Here is a 12,460-nt window from a genome sequence, read left to right as displayed (position 1 = left end):
ACACGTACAAGTAACACGCATAAGGAGACCACGCCATGCGTCTGATACGAGAGGAGAGCCTGCTGTTGATCGTCGACCTGCAGGCGGGATTGCTGCCGCTGATCGAGCACGGCGACCAGGCGGTGACCGAGGCGGCCTGGCTGGGTGGCCTGGCCGAGTCCATCGAGGTGCCCGTCTGGGTCACCGAACAGTATCCCGAGGGGCTCGGCGGCAGCGAGCCGCGGCTGCTGGAGGCACTGACGGGTCATCGCCTGTGGCAGAAGCTGACCTTCGACGCCTGCGGCAATCCAGCGTTCATGGCGGCGCTGGCGGAAAGCGGCAAGCGCCAGGTGGTGCTGTGCGGCACCGAGGCGCATATCTGTGTGATGCAGACGGGTCTGGGCCTGCTGGCGGCGGGCTACGAGGTGTACTGGCTGACCGAGGCCTGCGCCAGCCGCCGTGCCGCGGAGGCGCGCCTGGCCCGGGAGCGCATGATGCAGGCCGGGGCGGTACCGGTCAGCGCCGACATGGTGGCCTACGAATGGCTGCACCGTTGCGACGACGAGCGCTTCAAGCACGCCCACCGCCGTTTCCTCAAGGGGCGCTCGGCGCGCCCGCTGGTGTTTGCCTAGGCGGCGCCTTCCGGCCGGGTAAAGACCAGGGTGTCGCTCTTGCTCATGGCCGGGTTGTAAGCGTAGCCGGCCTCGGCGAAGTCCTTGAGACCCTCCGGGTCGTCCAGCCGCTCGCGGATCATCCATGCGGCCATCAGGCCGCGGGCCTTCTTGGCATAGAAGCTGATGATCTTGACCTTGCCGTTCTTTTCGTCCTTGAACACCGGGGTGATCACCCGCGCTTGAAGTCGCTTCGGGTCGATCGCCTTGAAGTACTCGTTGGAGGCGAGGTTGACCAGCACCGGGCTGCCGCTTTGTGTCACTGCGTGATCGAGCTCCTCGGTGAGGGTGCCTTTCCATAAGGCGTAAAGATCGCGGCCGGCCGGGTTCTCCAGTTTGGTGCCCATCTCCAGGCGGTAGGGCTGGATCAGGTCCAGCGGGCGCAGCAGACCGTAGAGCCCGGAGAGGATGCGCAGGTGATCCTGGGCGAAGGCGTTGTCGTCCTCACCGAAGGTGTCTGCCTCGAGGCCCAGGTAGACGTCGCCCTGGAAGGCCTGGGCGGCGGGCTTGGCGTTATCCGGGGTGAAGGGAGTCTCCCAATCGCCGTAGCGCGCGGCATTGAGGGCGGCCAGCTTGTCGCTGATGCCCATCAGCTCACTCAGTCGCTGCGGGGAGAGGTCGCGCAGGATCTCGATCAGCTCGCGGCTGCGATCGAGGAAATCCGGCTGGGTGTACATGGCGGTGGTGGCCGGTGTCTCGAAGTCCAGCGTCTTGGCGGGCGAGATCACGCTCAGCATGGGGGCGCTCCTGATCCTGAGGAAGTGGCCCGAGTATACCAAGGGCGCTGTCGCCGAGGGGCTATCGCGGCGATAGCCCGGCGGGTCGCCCGGTAGGGTCGAGCCCAGGCAGAGGGCGATTCAGGGGGCCGGGTTGGGCTGGCGCTGGTGCACCGCCTCGATGGCCTCGAGCACGTCCTGGTCGAGCTTGAGGAACTCGCTCTCCAGGTTGCTCTCGAGCTGTTCCATGCTGGTGGCGCCGATAATGTTGCTGGTCAGGAAGGGGCGTGAATTGACGAAGGCCAGCGCCATCCGGGCCGGGTCCAGATCGGCATCGCGGGCGATCTTCACGTACTCGGCGGCGGCGGCCTCGGCCTGGGGATTGGTGTAGCGCTGGAAGCGCTCGAAAAGCGTCAGCCGCGCGCCCTCGGGTCGGGCGCCCTCCAGATACTTGCCGGAGAGCACTCCGAAGGCCAGCGGTGAATAGGCCAGCAGCCCCACCTGCTCGCGATGGGCGATCTCGGCCAGGCCCACCTCGAAGCTGCGGTTGAGCAGGTTGTAGGGGTTCTGCACCGAGGCGACCCGCGGCAGGCCCAGTGTCTCGGCCAGCTGCAGGGCGCGCATCACGCCCCAGGGGGTGTCGTTGGAGAGCCCGATGGCGCGCACCTTGCCGACATCCACCAGCTCCTTGAGGGCGGCGAGGGTCTCCGCCAGCGGAGTGGCGTCCTCCTCCTCGTCGTGCTGGTAGCCCAGCCTGCCGAAGAAGTTGGTCTTCCGGTCCGGCCAGTGCAGCTGGTAGAGGTCAACGTAGTCGGTCTGCAGGCGGGCGAGGCTTTCGTCGATGGCCTGGTGGAGGTGCTCTCGGGTCAGCCGCGGGCCGCCGCGGATATGTTCCAGACCCGGCCCCGACGCCTTGGTGGCGATGATCACGTCGTCCCGGCTGCCGCGCTGCTTCAGCCAGCTGCCGATGTAGCGTTCGGTACGGCCTTGGGTCTCTGCCTTCGTCGGGACCGGGTACATCTCGGCGGTGTCGATGAAATTGATGCCGAAGGCCACGGCGCGGTCGAGCTGCTCATGGGCCTCGGCCTCGCTGTTCTGCTCGCCGAAGGTCATGGTGCCCAGGCACAGGCGGCTGACCTCGATGCCGGTGGTGCCCAGCGGTCGCGTCTGCATTCTCTACTCCCTTGGCGGATCTGCGAATGTGCAAGTCGGCATGGTAGCGGCAGCCCGGCAAGGGCGGCAAATGGCCAGGGTTGAGTCCCGGGCGGGGCGGGCGTATGCTGGCCGCCGCTTCCGCCCCCCGGAGCCTGGGGGGCGGTCAGGTTTGTTTACAGAGCAGACGTCGCGCACAGGGTGGTGCGAGCGTTCTTGTTTGCGTCAACAGGACCCGGTTACTGGCCATGATACAGGCATCTTCACTGATCACCCGGCTCGAATACCGCCTGGCGGAGCAGCTGTTCCATACGCGCTGGCTCCCCCGCTCGCCGCGGACCCAGCGGTTGACCATGCACCTCTATCAGCGCTGCGCCGATGCCGGGCATCCGGCGGCGCTCTCCGTCTATGGTCATATGCTCTTCCATCGAGGCCTGACGCCCCAGGACAAGGCCCGCGGGGCCCGCTATGTGATGGAGGCGGCCAAGGCCGGCGACATTCGCGCCCAGTACCAGGCCGCCCAGATCTACGAGCACGGCTGCGTCCTCTATCCGCGCCGCGACGACCGCGCCGTGACCTGGTACGCCCGCGCCGGTGAGGATGGCCATCCCCTGGCCGCTGCCCGCCTGGCCCGCGCCTACCGCGAGGGCCAGCTGGGCCTGCCGGTGGATGGCGAGCGTGCCAGCCACTGGCAGCAGTTGGCCGACCAGGCCATGGACCTGGGTGACGCGCTGGACAGCGGCGAAGCCGAGACGCGACACTAGGCCGATGCCGGGCGTTCTCCCGCCCTGGCCCTCTCCCTTCCCAAGCTTCGGCCTCGAGGATCCGTGCTCCCGTGACGCTACCGACACTGCTCGATATCGAGGCGTCCGGGTTTGGGCGCGGCAGCTACCCCATCGAGGTCGGCCTGGCCCGCCCCGATGGCAGCAGCTGTGCCTTCCTGATTCTTCCCCTGCCGGAGTGGACGCACTGGGACCCCAAGGCCGAACTTCTGCATGGCATCAGCCGTGCGCGGCTGCATCGCGAGGGGCATCCGGTGCGCCAGGTGGCGCGCTGGCTCAACGACGAGCTCGGCGAGCTTGGCATCGCCTACAGCGACAGCTGGGGCTACGACAACACCTGGCTGTCGCTGCTCTTTCACCACGCTGGCATGCTGCCGGCCTTCCGCCTGGAGGCGCTGCGCAAGCTGCTCAGCGAGGGGCAGCTGGCGCTCTGGCATGCCACCCGCGAGGCGCTGGTGGCCGAGATGGGGATTCGCCGGCATCGTGCCAGCGAGGACGCTCGCCTGCTGCAGCTCACCTACCAGCGCACCCGCGAGCTGGCCGACGACGCCTGAATCGGCTCAGCCGCGCCTCGGGAATACCCATCAACTCGCCATGTTTGCCGGAATTGCGCCGGAATTGCGCCGGGATCGTGCCGGCGTGATTCCCGTGTGGGGCGTCAGGCCGGCTCGGCAAGCCGCGCCTCGAGGATATCGAGCAGCTCGCCCGGTTCGGGGGCATCGAACAGCTCGGCCCGGGTCCGGGCGTTGAGAAAACCGTGCGCAACGGTGCTGTCGAGGAAGGCCAGCAGGGGGCTATAGAAGCCGGCGCTGTCGAGCACGCCGATGGGCTTGTCGTGGAGCCCCAGGTAGTGCCAGGTCCAGGCCTCGAAGAACTCCTCCAGGGTGCCGATGCCGCCGGGCAGCACCAGGAAGGCGTCGGCGTGGGTAGCCATGCTGGCCTTGCGCTCGTGCATGTTGCGCACCCGGATCAGCTCAGTGAGGCCGCGGTGGGCCTGCTCACGCTCCACCAGGTGGTCCGGCATCACGCCGATCACTTTCCCGCCCTCGGCCAGGGCGGCATCCGCCAGGGCGCCCATCAGGCCGATGCGGGCGCCGCCGTAGACCAGGCTGTGGCCGCGCCGGGCCAGCTCACGCCCCAGGTCGCGGGCGGTCTCGAGAAACTGGGGGTCGTGGCCGTCCCGTGACCCCAGGTAGACGCAGAATCTTGACATGCTCTTCTCCTTGACGGTGGCGCTTTCGCCTCCTGGCTGGGGCATTGCAGGATCAGGGGAAATGGGGTCGGGACCCGCCGGGCAGACAATCGGCCACCCCGTACTCGGCGTCCATCCACTGGCCGATGACGTTGTCGCCGCAGAGGTGATGGGCGTACTGGGTGTGCAGGCAACGCACCTGGTCCCAGTTGGCGATACCGCCGATGCCGCGCTCGGTGAGCAGGCCCTCGTAGCCCAGCCGGATTATCTCGGCCTTTTGTGCCTCGCCCATGCAACCCCAGCGGGCCGCCACGTAGTCGCGGTGGCTGTCGTGGTAGGCGGCGAGGAACTCGGGCTCCTCCTGCAGGCGTGCCTCCAGCTGCTTGATCACGCCGGCGGCCTCGATGCGCGAGATCTCGACCTTGAGCCGCTCGGAGCAGAGCCAGTAGAGGGTCGGAAAGGGCTTGCCATCGACGATCGGCGCCATGCGCAGGACCAGCGGCGTGCCTTCGCTGTCGGTGGCCGCCAGGGCCTCGATGCCGCGCGGGGCGCGCCCCAGCTGCGCGGTGATGATCGCCAGCTGGCGCTCGTCAGGGGTCTGATCGGTGCGGATCACCATCGTCGGGGTCCCGTAGAAACTTGTTGGACTGGCCGACGGCCAGGAAGAAGGCGCGGTTGAGCTGGTCGGGGGTGGGCGCATAGCGCCACTCCCGCTCGCAGTAGTCCGCGGCCCGAGCCATCAGCGCGTCGTAGAGTCGATTGAACGGCGCATCATAATCGTAGGGGTCGGCGCCAAACAAGCGGATGTGGGGATAGTCGGCGAAGCGCTCGACGAAGTAGCGGATCAGGTCTGCCTCCACGGCGCGGTGCCGGGCGACGTTCTCGGGGTCCAGCCAGAGGTCGTAGCGGATGGCCATGACCACCTCCTGTCGGGGATCGGGTGTCGGCCGAGCCGGCCATGTGATTGGGACAGCGCGGGGCGCCGTTTGGCTCGCCGGGTCAGCGCCTGGTGAGAGGAGCCAGCCGCGCACCGGTGAGGCGTGCCAGGTCGGCGGGCGCCAGGCGGATCTCCAGCCCGCGTCGCCCGCCGCTGACGTGAATCGCCGGGAGCCCTTCGGCGCTCGCGTCCAGGAAGGTGGGCAGGCGGCGCTTCTGCCCGAGGGGACTGATTCCGCCGACCATATAGCCGGTGGCGCGTTGGGCCTCCTCGGCCTCGGCCATGGTCGCCCTGCGCGCACCGGCGGCGCGGGCCAGGGCCTTGAGGTCGAGCTGGTGCGACACCGGCACGATGGCCACCGCCAGCCGGCCGTCATCCAGCCGGGCGAGCAGGGTCTTGAACACCTCATCGGGCGAGAGGCCCAGCGCCCGGGCCGCCTCCTCCCCGAAGGCAGGTGTCCGGGGGTCGTGCTCGTAGTCGGCCAGGGTGAAGGCGATGCCGGCCTTCTCGAGCTGCGTGACGGCGGGGGTCATGCGGCGACCGGCTCCTCCTGGACATGGGCCTCCAGGGCCTCGCGCAGGTCGCCCTCGATGGGCATGGCCTTCTTGCTCTGGTGATCAAACTGGACCATGACGGTGCGGCCGATATTGGTCATCAGACCATCCTGCCAGGCCTCCTGGGTCACCGTGAAGGAGCTGTTGCCGAGCCGCGATAAGTAGGTGCGGATCTCGATATCGCTGCCGTACTGCAGCTCGGCGAGGTACTCCACCTCCATGCGGGCCATGATCAGTCTCCATTTGCGGGGGTCCAGGTCCGGGGTGAAGAGCCGGAAGAGGTCGTTGCGAGCCAGCTCGAACCAGGCGGGCAGCCGGGTATTGTTGATATGGCCCAGGGCGTCGGTGTCGTAAAAGGCGGGCTCGACGTTACGGGTGAACATGTCAGGGGCTCCTTATTATCGTCGTTAGGTTGTGATCATCCGGGCAGGACAGCTTTGCCCCAAGCAAGCGCTCGGTCAACCCTGAGGGAGGCGCCTGGCGTGCTGCCACGCGTGCAACCGGGTCCAGCCCAGCAGCCAGAGAGTGGCCGCGGTGAAGCCGGCCAGGGTGCCCAGGCCAAGCCCCAGCACGGGGTAGGTCAGCGATACGCACAGGGTGTAGCTGAGCAGAGAGCCGAGCCCCGCTGGGTAGTGTTTGATCACCGTGGCCACCGGGCCCGGCCCCTGGGTCAGGTGCAGGATCACCAGGAAGGGGTACATGGTGACCGGGAAGGCGGCCATCACGCCGGCCCAGGCCGCTGGCAGGAAGTGGGCCATGCCGGTGATCGCGAAGATGATCGCGGCGGCGAGCAGGGCGCGCACGCCCATCGCCGCCCAGGAGAAGTGCCCCGAGGGCCGCGCGGCGCTGTCCGGCACCCGCCGGTAGAGCCAGGTGAAAAGCATGATGGCCGCCAGGGTCGTGAGGGTGCCGGTGAGGCGGTCGAACTCCACCCGGGTGAGCAGCAGGCTCACCGCCAGGAAGGCGGCCAGCCCCGCGGCGGTGCCGGTGAGCACCCCGGGCAGGCCCGGGCGGCGACCGGCCAGCAGGTAGCCGCCCCCCAGCGCCAGGGTGGCGGTGAAGCCGGCCAGGGTGTGCACCGCGCTCTCGGCGGCGAAGCGCGTGGAGAGCTCAAGGCCGATGAAGAACAGCGCGATGGCGGTGCCCAGCGGGTAGCCGGCCAGCAGCCCGGCGACCCTGGGGCTGACGCGCACGGCGATGGCGCCGAGGCCCAGCACCATGCCGATCGACACCACCAGCTTGGCGAGCTGCCAGCTCAGGGGGACGTCCATGGGGTGTTCCTTGCGTTCTATGGATGGCTGTAGCGTGTGAGGGCGGGCTAGATCAGCCGCAGGCCCTGGCGGTCTCGCCAGGCGGCCTTGAGGGGCGCGGCCAGCGGCCCGCGCAGGTGGTCGGGCAGAGCGGCCTCGGCGCTCTCGTGGTCGGCGAAGTCACGGTTGCGCAGCCAGCAGTAGGCCCAGGCGCAGGCCTCGTCGTCGCTGTTGGGCAGCGGCCGGGCGGGCATCTGCACCAGCAGGAAGGCGGCGGTGCGCGCCGCCCACAGCGGGATCTCGTCACCGGCCCCAGGCTCGGCCCAGGCCGCCAGGGTGGCGCCGCTCGGGGTGGTGTCCGGCTGGCCCAGCTTGGCGACCCGGGCGGTCTCGGCCAGGATAAGTGCCAGACGGTCGGCGTCGCCCTGGCCCAGCCCCCGCCACTGGTCGATCAGCGCGGGAAGCCCGCGGCGCACCTTGGCATAGAAGCCGTCCTGGGGCATCGTCTTGGTCATTACGTGTCCTGATCATCGAGGAGTGAGCGCATGGCGTTCGATTTTGCCACGCCCGTGGAGCGGCGGCACCTGTCAGACGGGCGTCCGTCCGATTGGCCATCCGACTGGCCGTCCCAGAAGTGGCACCGCTACGGCGACCAGGTGCTGCCGCTGTGGGTGGCCGATATGGACTTCGTCTCGCCTCCGGCGGTGCTGAAAGCGCTGCGCGCCCGGGTCGAGCATGGCGTGTTCGGCTATGGCCTGGTGCCGGATTCGCTGCGCGAGACCCTGTGTGCCTGGAGCGATCGCCACTACGGCTGGCGCATCGAGCCCGACTGGCAGCGGTGGCTGCCCGGGGTGGTGCCGGCGCTGCACCTGGCCAGCCTGGCCCTGACCGAGCCGGGCGATGGGGTGCTCACCGTGACGCCGATCTATCCGCCCTTCCTGCGGGTGGCCGAGCGTACTGGACGCACGCCCCAGCAGGCGGCGATGGCCGAGCCCGTGGCTCCCGGAGAGCCCTGGCGGCTCGACCTCGAGGCGCTGGAAGCGGCGATCACTTCGCGTACCCGGCTGCTGCTGTGGTGCCATCCCCACAACCCCACCGGGCGGGTCTGGGCCCACGACGAGCTCGCCGGCCTGGCTGAGCTGGTGGTGCGCCATGATCTCGTCGTGGTCTCCGACGAGCTGCACTGCGACCTGCTGCTGGACGAGGGCGCTCGGCACCTACCCCTGGCGGCGGCCTTCCCCGAGCTGGCCGCGCGCACCCTGACCCTCTGGGCCCCCTCCAAGACCTTCAACCTAGCCGGGCTGACCACCGCCTGCGCGGTGATCCCCGACCCGGCGCTGCGCGGCCGTTTCGCCGCCGTGGCCAAGGGGCTGACGCCGGACGGCAACGTGCTGGGGCTGGTGGCCGCCGAGGCCGCCTACGCCGAGGGGGACCCCTGGCGCCAGGCGCTGCTCGAAGTGTTGCGCGGCCATCGACGCTCGCTTGTCGAGCGGGTGGCGCGCTGGCCGGGGGTGACCCTGAGCGCGCCCGAGTCCACCTTCCTGGCCTGGCTCGACCTGCGCCAGTCGCTGGCGCTGGCCGGCGAGGCCTCGCCCCAGCAGGCGCTGCTACAGCGCGCCGGGGTGGCGCTCTCCGACGGTGCCGACTTCGGCACGCCGGGGTTCGCCCGGCTCAACTTCGGCACCACCGCGACCCAGCTCGAGGCGGCGCTGGCACGCCTGGATGGCGTGCTGTCCGGCTGAAAACGAAGCGGCCGCCCTCTGGCGGCCGCTATCGGTGCTATCACTATCGCCATCGCTATCGCTATCGCTATCGTGCTGTCGCTGCGCTCAGTAGAGCAGGGCGAAGAGCCTGCGACGGTAGGTGACCGTGAGCGGATGGTCGGCGCCCAGGGCGTCGAAGACCCGCAGCAGGGTCATGCGGGCGGCATCGTCGCCATAGGCGCGATCGGCCTTCATCAGCGTCAGCAGTGCATCGAGGCCGGCCTCGTAGTCGCCGTCGGCCACCTGGCGCAGGGCGCGCAGGTACTGCGCCTCGCTGTCGTCACGCTCGCCCAGGGAGGCAAGCTGCTCGGGGCTGGGCGCTTCCTCGCCGAACTCGATGCTGGCGCGCACGCCGCGGGCCGGGGCGGCGTCGCGCTCCTCCGGCGGGAGGTTGTCGAGCAGGGCGCGGGCGTCAGCGGCGTTGCCCTCGGCCACCAGGGCGCGGGCCAGATCCACCTGAAAGGGGTAGTGCTGGGGATTCTGCTGCACCAGCTCCTCAAAGAGGGCGCGGGCGGTAGCGGCATCGCCGGCGGCCAGGGCCTCGGCGGCCTGCTCCTCGGGGCTGGCCGGCGCATCCTCCGGGGCCGGGAAGTAGCGGCCCAGCCACTCACGCACCTGCTTCTCGGGCAGGGCGCCCTGGAAATGGTCGACCAGCCCGCCCTGGCTGATGAGCTTGACGTCGGGCACCGAGCTCACGCCGAGCTGGGCGGCGATTTCCTGGTTCTCGTCGATATTGAGCTTGGCCAGGATGAAAACGCCCTGATAATCGCGGGCCAGTTTCTCCAGCACAGGCATCAGGTTCTTGCAGGGCTCGGACGAGGGGGCCCAGCACTCGAGTACTACCGGCACCTGCATGGAGAACTCCAGCAGCTGCTGAATATTGCTGGCGTCGACGTCGACGATCACCTCGGGTGCCTCGCCGGCGGGGCCGGGGGCAGGGTCGCTGGCGCCGGAGGGCGTGTCGGCGGCGAGGGGCTCGCCGGTGCGCGGGTCGACGATGGGCATGGTTGGGGTTCCCGGGTCTGAGTGGATTTCCAAGGGAGATGCGGGTGACGATGGGGGTATTCAAGGGGAGGGGCGTGATGAGGATCCTGTTGCGGCTGCTGGCCGGCCTGCTACTGCTGCTCTCGCTGCTGATGGCCGGGCCGCTGTGGCTGCTGGCCACCGAGGAGGTGGCGGCAGGTGGACACTGGGCCTCGGCGGGGCGCGAGCCGGCGGGGCTGGCGCCGACGCCGGCCGAGGCGCCGGAGGCGCTGGTGCAGCTCTACGCCGCCCGCGCCTGGGGCTGGCGGGGCGCCTTCGGCGTGCACACCTGGATCGCCACCCGGGAGGCCGGCGCCGAACGGTGGCGCCTGCACCACGTGATGAGCTGGCGACGCCCGGCGCTGGTCGGAGAGACCACCGCCACCCCTGACCGCGCCTGGTATGGCAGCGCCCCGGCGCTGCTGGCGGACTACCGCGGCGCGACCGCCGAGGGGCTGATCCCGGCCATCGAGGCGGCGGTGGCGGCCTATCCCGCCCCGGCGGCCTATCGGGCCTGGCCCGGCCCCAACAGCAACACCTTCACCGCCTGGGTGGTGCGCGAGGTGCCGGGGCTCGAGGCGGTGCTGCCGGTGACCGCGGTGGGCAAGGACTATCTGCTCGACGGCCCCCTGGCTTCGGCGCCAGGGGGCCGCGGCCTGACCGCCTCCCTGGGCGGCGTGCTCGGGCTCACTCTGGGCCTCGACGAGGGGGTGGAGCTGAACCTGCTGGGGCTGGGCCTGGGGCTCGATCTGCGCCGCCCGGCCCTAAAGTTGCCCGGCGTGGAGCGACTGGGCATGGCGCCGCTTGTCAAGGGGACGGCCGCGGGAAAGGCCAAGGGAGTGGCCTCGGGCGAGCCCCGGTGATGATCTCGCGTTTCTCATCGGAAACCTGGTGACCTGACCTAGCGGTTACACCCTCGGAGGTCATGTGGAATGTGGGTGCCTTGTGGAGGGCGCATTTCTCTTCTTGCAGCCATTGTTTCCAATAGGAAACATGGTCTACTCTTTGTCCATTCGAACCCGAATCGGTCCGGCGGTACAGCAATGGGCGCCTGACCTATCACCCTGATCAGCAAGCCAAGAGGCGGCCGAGATGAGCCAACTGAAACGTACCCCGCTGTATGACCTCCATGTGGAACTGGGCGCCCGACTGGTGCCCTTCGCCGGCTACGAGATGCCGGTGCAGTATCCCCTGGGCGTGAAGAAGGAGCACGAGCAGACCCGCAGCGCCTGCGGCCTGTTCGATGTCTCCCACATGGGTCAGCTGCTGCTGCGCGGCCCCGCGCCGGCCGAGGCGCTGGAGACCCTGGTGCCGGCGGATATCGTCGGCCTGCCCGAGGGCATACAGCGCTATGCGCTGTTCACCAGCGAGGAGGGCGGCATCCTCGATGACCTGATGGTGGTCAACGCCGGCGACCACCTCTACCTGGTGGTCAACGCGGCCTGCCAGGCGCAGGACATCGCCCACCTGCGTGAACACCTGCCCAAGGGCCACGAGATCGAGGTGCTCGACCGCGGCCTGCTCGCGCTGCAGGGCCCGCAGGCCTCCGAGGTGATGGCGCGCCTCTGCCCGGAGGCCTGCGAGATGGTCTTCATGCAGCACGGTCACTTCGAGATCGATGGCATCCCGTTGTGGGTCAGCCGCAGCGGCTATACCGGTGAGGATGGCTTCGAGATATCGGTGGCCGCCGAGCAGGGCGAGGCCCTGGCCCGCCGCCTGCTGGTGGAACCGGAGGTCGAGGCGATCGGACTGGGCGCCCGCGACTCCCTTCGCCTGGAGGCGGGCCTCTGTCTCTATGGCCATGATATCGATACCACCACCACGCCCGTCGAAGGCGGCCTGATCTGGGCCATCGGCAAGCCGCGTCGCCACGGGGGCGAGCGCCCGGGCGGCTTCCCCGGCGCCGACCGGATCCTTCACCAGGTGGAGACGAAGGATCACGCCCGCAAGCGGGTTGGCCTGCTGGGCGAGGGCCGCGCGCCGGTGCGCGAGGGCGCCGAGCTTTACGACGCCGAGGGCCAGCTGATCGGCATCGTTACCTCCGGAGGCTTTGGCCCCAGCGTGGGCAAGCCGGTGGCCATGGGCTATGTGCCGGTGGCTCAGGCCGAACTCGGCACCACGGTCTTCGCCGAGGTACGCGGCAAGCGCCTGCCCATGGTGGTCAGCAAGACCCCCTTCGTCGCCCCGGGCTACTACCGCGGCAAGTGAGGGGGCCTATGCTGTCAGGGCGGGGCGATCCAGAACAACGCGATCAACAGCACGGTCAACAACTCGCTTAACAACAGGGCGGCAGGCAGCCCAGGGTGGTGCAACATGTCTATCAGCGTCTTCGATCTGTTCAAGATCGGCGTCGGGCCGTCTAGCTCGCACACCGTGGGTCCCATGCGGGCCGCCTTCGACTTCACCGCTGAGCTCAAGGAGCGCGAGCTGCTCGACCGCGT

At 69.3% G+C, this 12,460-nt stretch carries 17 protein-coding genes; 7 read left to right on the top strand and 10 right to left on the bottom strand.

Features of this window, described 5'->3' with window-relative positions; all coding sequences use genetic code 11:
* Window positions 1-35: 35 nt before the first annotated feature.
* Window positions 36-611, top strand: coding sequence for an isochorismatase family protein (locus ACR80S_RS13045; RefSeq protein WP_435401888.1), 576 nt, complete (start codon window positions 36-38; stop codon window positions 609-611).
* On the opposite strand, the gene yaaA is transcribed toward ACR80S_RS13045, so the two are convergent.
* Both yaaA and ACR80S_RS13035 read right to left on the bottom strand, forming a co-directional pair.
* The gene (yaaA, locus tag ACR80S_RS13040; protein ID WP_435401887.1) at window positions 608-1,387 is read right to left on the bottom strand and encodes a peroxide stress protein YaaA; all 780 of its coding nucleotides are present in this window, start codon (window positions 1,385-1,387) and stop codon (window positions 608-610) included. The genes ACR80S_RS13045 and yaaA overlap by 4 nt on opposite strands.
* A 120-nt stretch (window positions 1,388-1,507) precedes the next feature.
* Window positions 1,508-2,539, bottom strand: coding sequence for an NADP(H)-dependent aldo-keto reductase (locus ACR80S_RS13035; protein ID WP_435403423.1), 1,032 nt, complete (start codon window positions 2,537-2,539; stop codon window positions 1,508-1,510).
* Between the two features lie 227 nt (window positions 2,540-2,766).
* Here ACR80S_RS13035 and ACR80S_RS13030 point away from each other — a divergent pair, with 227 nt between their 5' ends.
* A complete protein-coding gene (locus ACR80S_RS13030) occupies window positions 2,767-3,282 on the top strand; it encodes a tetratricopeptide repeat protein (protein WP_290909717.1) in 516 nt (171 codons plus the stop codon).
* Between the two features lie 71 nt (window positions 3,283-3,353).
* Window positions 3,354-3,854 (top strand): hypothetical protein, encoded by a 501-nt coding sequence (locus ACR80S_RS13025; protein WP_435401885.1) that lies wholly within the window; start codon window positions 3,354-3,356, stop codon window positions 3,852-3,854.
* Window positions 3,855-3,958: 104 nt separating this feature from the next.
* Here ACR80S_RS13025 and ACR80S_RS13020 read toward each other — a convergent pair whose 3' ends face one another.
* The 7 genes from ACR80S_RS13020 to ACR80S_RS12990 form a co-directional block, all read right to left on the bottom strand.
* A complete protein-coding gene (locus ACR80S_RS13020) occupies window positions 3,959-4,513 on the bottom strand; it encodes an LOG family protein (RefSeq protein ID WP_435401884.1) in 555 nt (184 codons plus the stop codon).
* Window positions 4,514-4,565: 52 nt separating this feature from the next.
* On the bottom strand, window positions 4,566-5,111 hold the full coding sequence (locus ACR80S_RS13015) for a DUF501 domain-containing protein (RefSeq protein ID WP_435403422.1): 546 nt from the start codon (window positions 5,109-5,111) through the stop codon (window positions 4,566-4,568).
* Complete coding sequence (locus tag ACR80S_RS13010) at window positions 5,083-5,409, bottom strand: hypothetical protein (protein WP_435401882.1); 327 nt, start codon at window positions 5,407-5,409, stop codon at window positions 5,083-5,085. Before ACR80S_RS13010 ends, ACR80S_RS13015 begins: the two co-directional genes overlap by 29 nt.
* A gap of 82 nt (window positions 5,410-5,491) precedes the next feature.
* Window positions 5,492-5,962 (bottom strand): Cys-tRNA(Pro) deacylase, encoded by a 471-nt coding sequence (gene ybaK / locus ACR80S_RS13005; protein WP_435403421.1) that lies wholly within the window; start codon window positions 5,960-5,962, stop codon window positions 5,492-5,494.
* The gene (locus ACR80S_RS13000) at window positions 5,959-6,366 is read right to left on the bottom strand and encodes an acyl-CoA thioesterase (protein ID WP_435401880.1); all 408 of its coding nucleotides are present in this window, start codon (window positions 6,364-6,366) and stop codon (window positions 5,959-5,961) included. The genes ybaK and ACR80S_RS13000 overlap by 4 nt, the downstream gene beginning before the upstream one ends.
* A gap of 75 nt (window positions 6,367-6,441) precedes the next feature.
* Window positions 6,442-7,254 (bottom strand): hypothetical protein, encoded by an 813-nt coding sequence (locus ACR80S_RS12995; RefSeq protein ID WP_435403420.1) that lies wholly within the window; start codon window positions 7,252-7,254, stop codon window positions 6,442-6,444.
* A 47-nt stretch (window positions 7,255-7,301) separates the two neighbouring features.
* Window positions 7,302-7,736, bottom strand: coding sequence for a hypothetical protein (locus ACR80S_RS12990; protein WP_435403561.1), 435 nt, complete (start codon window positions 7,734-7,736; stop codon window positions 7,302-7,304).
* Window positions 7,737-7,778: 42 nt separating this feature from the next.
* Between ACR80S_RS12990 and ACR80S_RS12985 the strand changes: the two genes are divergently transcribed.
* Window positions 7,779-8,975, top strand: coding sequence for a MalY/PatB family protein (locus tag ACR80S_RS12985; RefSeq protein ID WP_435403419.1), 1,197 nt, complete (start codon window positions 7,779-7,781; stop codon window positions 8,973-8,975).
* A gap of 87 nt (window positions 8,976-9,062) precedes the next feature.
* Here ACR80S_RS12985 and ACR80S_RS12980 read toward each other — a convergent pair whose 3' ends face one another.
* Window positions 9,063-10,001, bottom strand: coding sequence for a tetratricopeptide repeat protein (locus ACR80S_RS12980; protein WP_435401877.1), 939 nt, complete (start codon window positions 9,999-10,001; stop codon window positions 9,063-9,065).
* A gap of 77 nt (window positions 10,002-10,078) precedes the next feature.
* Here ACR80S_RS12980 and ACR80S_RS12975 point away from each other — a divergent pair, with 77 nt between their 5' ends.
* From ACR80S_RS12975 to ACR80S_RS12965, 3 genes are all read left to right on the top strand, one after another.
* Window positions 10,079-10,882 carry a DUF3750 domain-containing protein gene (locus ACR80S_RS12975; RefSeq protein WP_435401876.1) on the top strand — a complete coding sequence of 268 codons (804 nt, stop codon included), beginning with the start codon at window positions 10,079-10,081 and terminating at the stop codon, window positions 10,880-10,882.
* 229 nt (window positions 10,883-11,111) lie between these two features.
* A complete protein-coding gene (gene gcvT / locus ACR80S_RS12970) occupies window positions 11,112-12,227 on the top strand; it encodes a glycine cleavage system aminomethyltransferase GcvT (RefSeq protein WP_435403418.1) in 1,116 nt (371 codons plus the stop codon).
* A gap of 105 nt (window positions 12,228-12,332) precedes the next feature.
* On the top strand, window positions 12,333-12,460 hold a 128-nt coding region (locus ACR80S_RS12965; protein ID WP_435403560.1), incomplete at its 3' end, for a serine dehydratase beta chain.

Source organism: Halomonas salsilacus, from assembly GCF_051216275.1.
GTDB lineage: Bacteria > Pseudomonadota > Gammaproteobacteria > Pseudomonadales > Halomonadaceae > Halomonas.
Note: the sequence above shows the minus strand (reverse complement) of the source record. Positions and strands in the feature narration are given on the sequence as shown.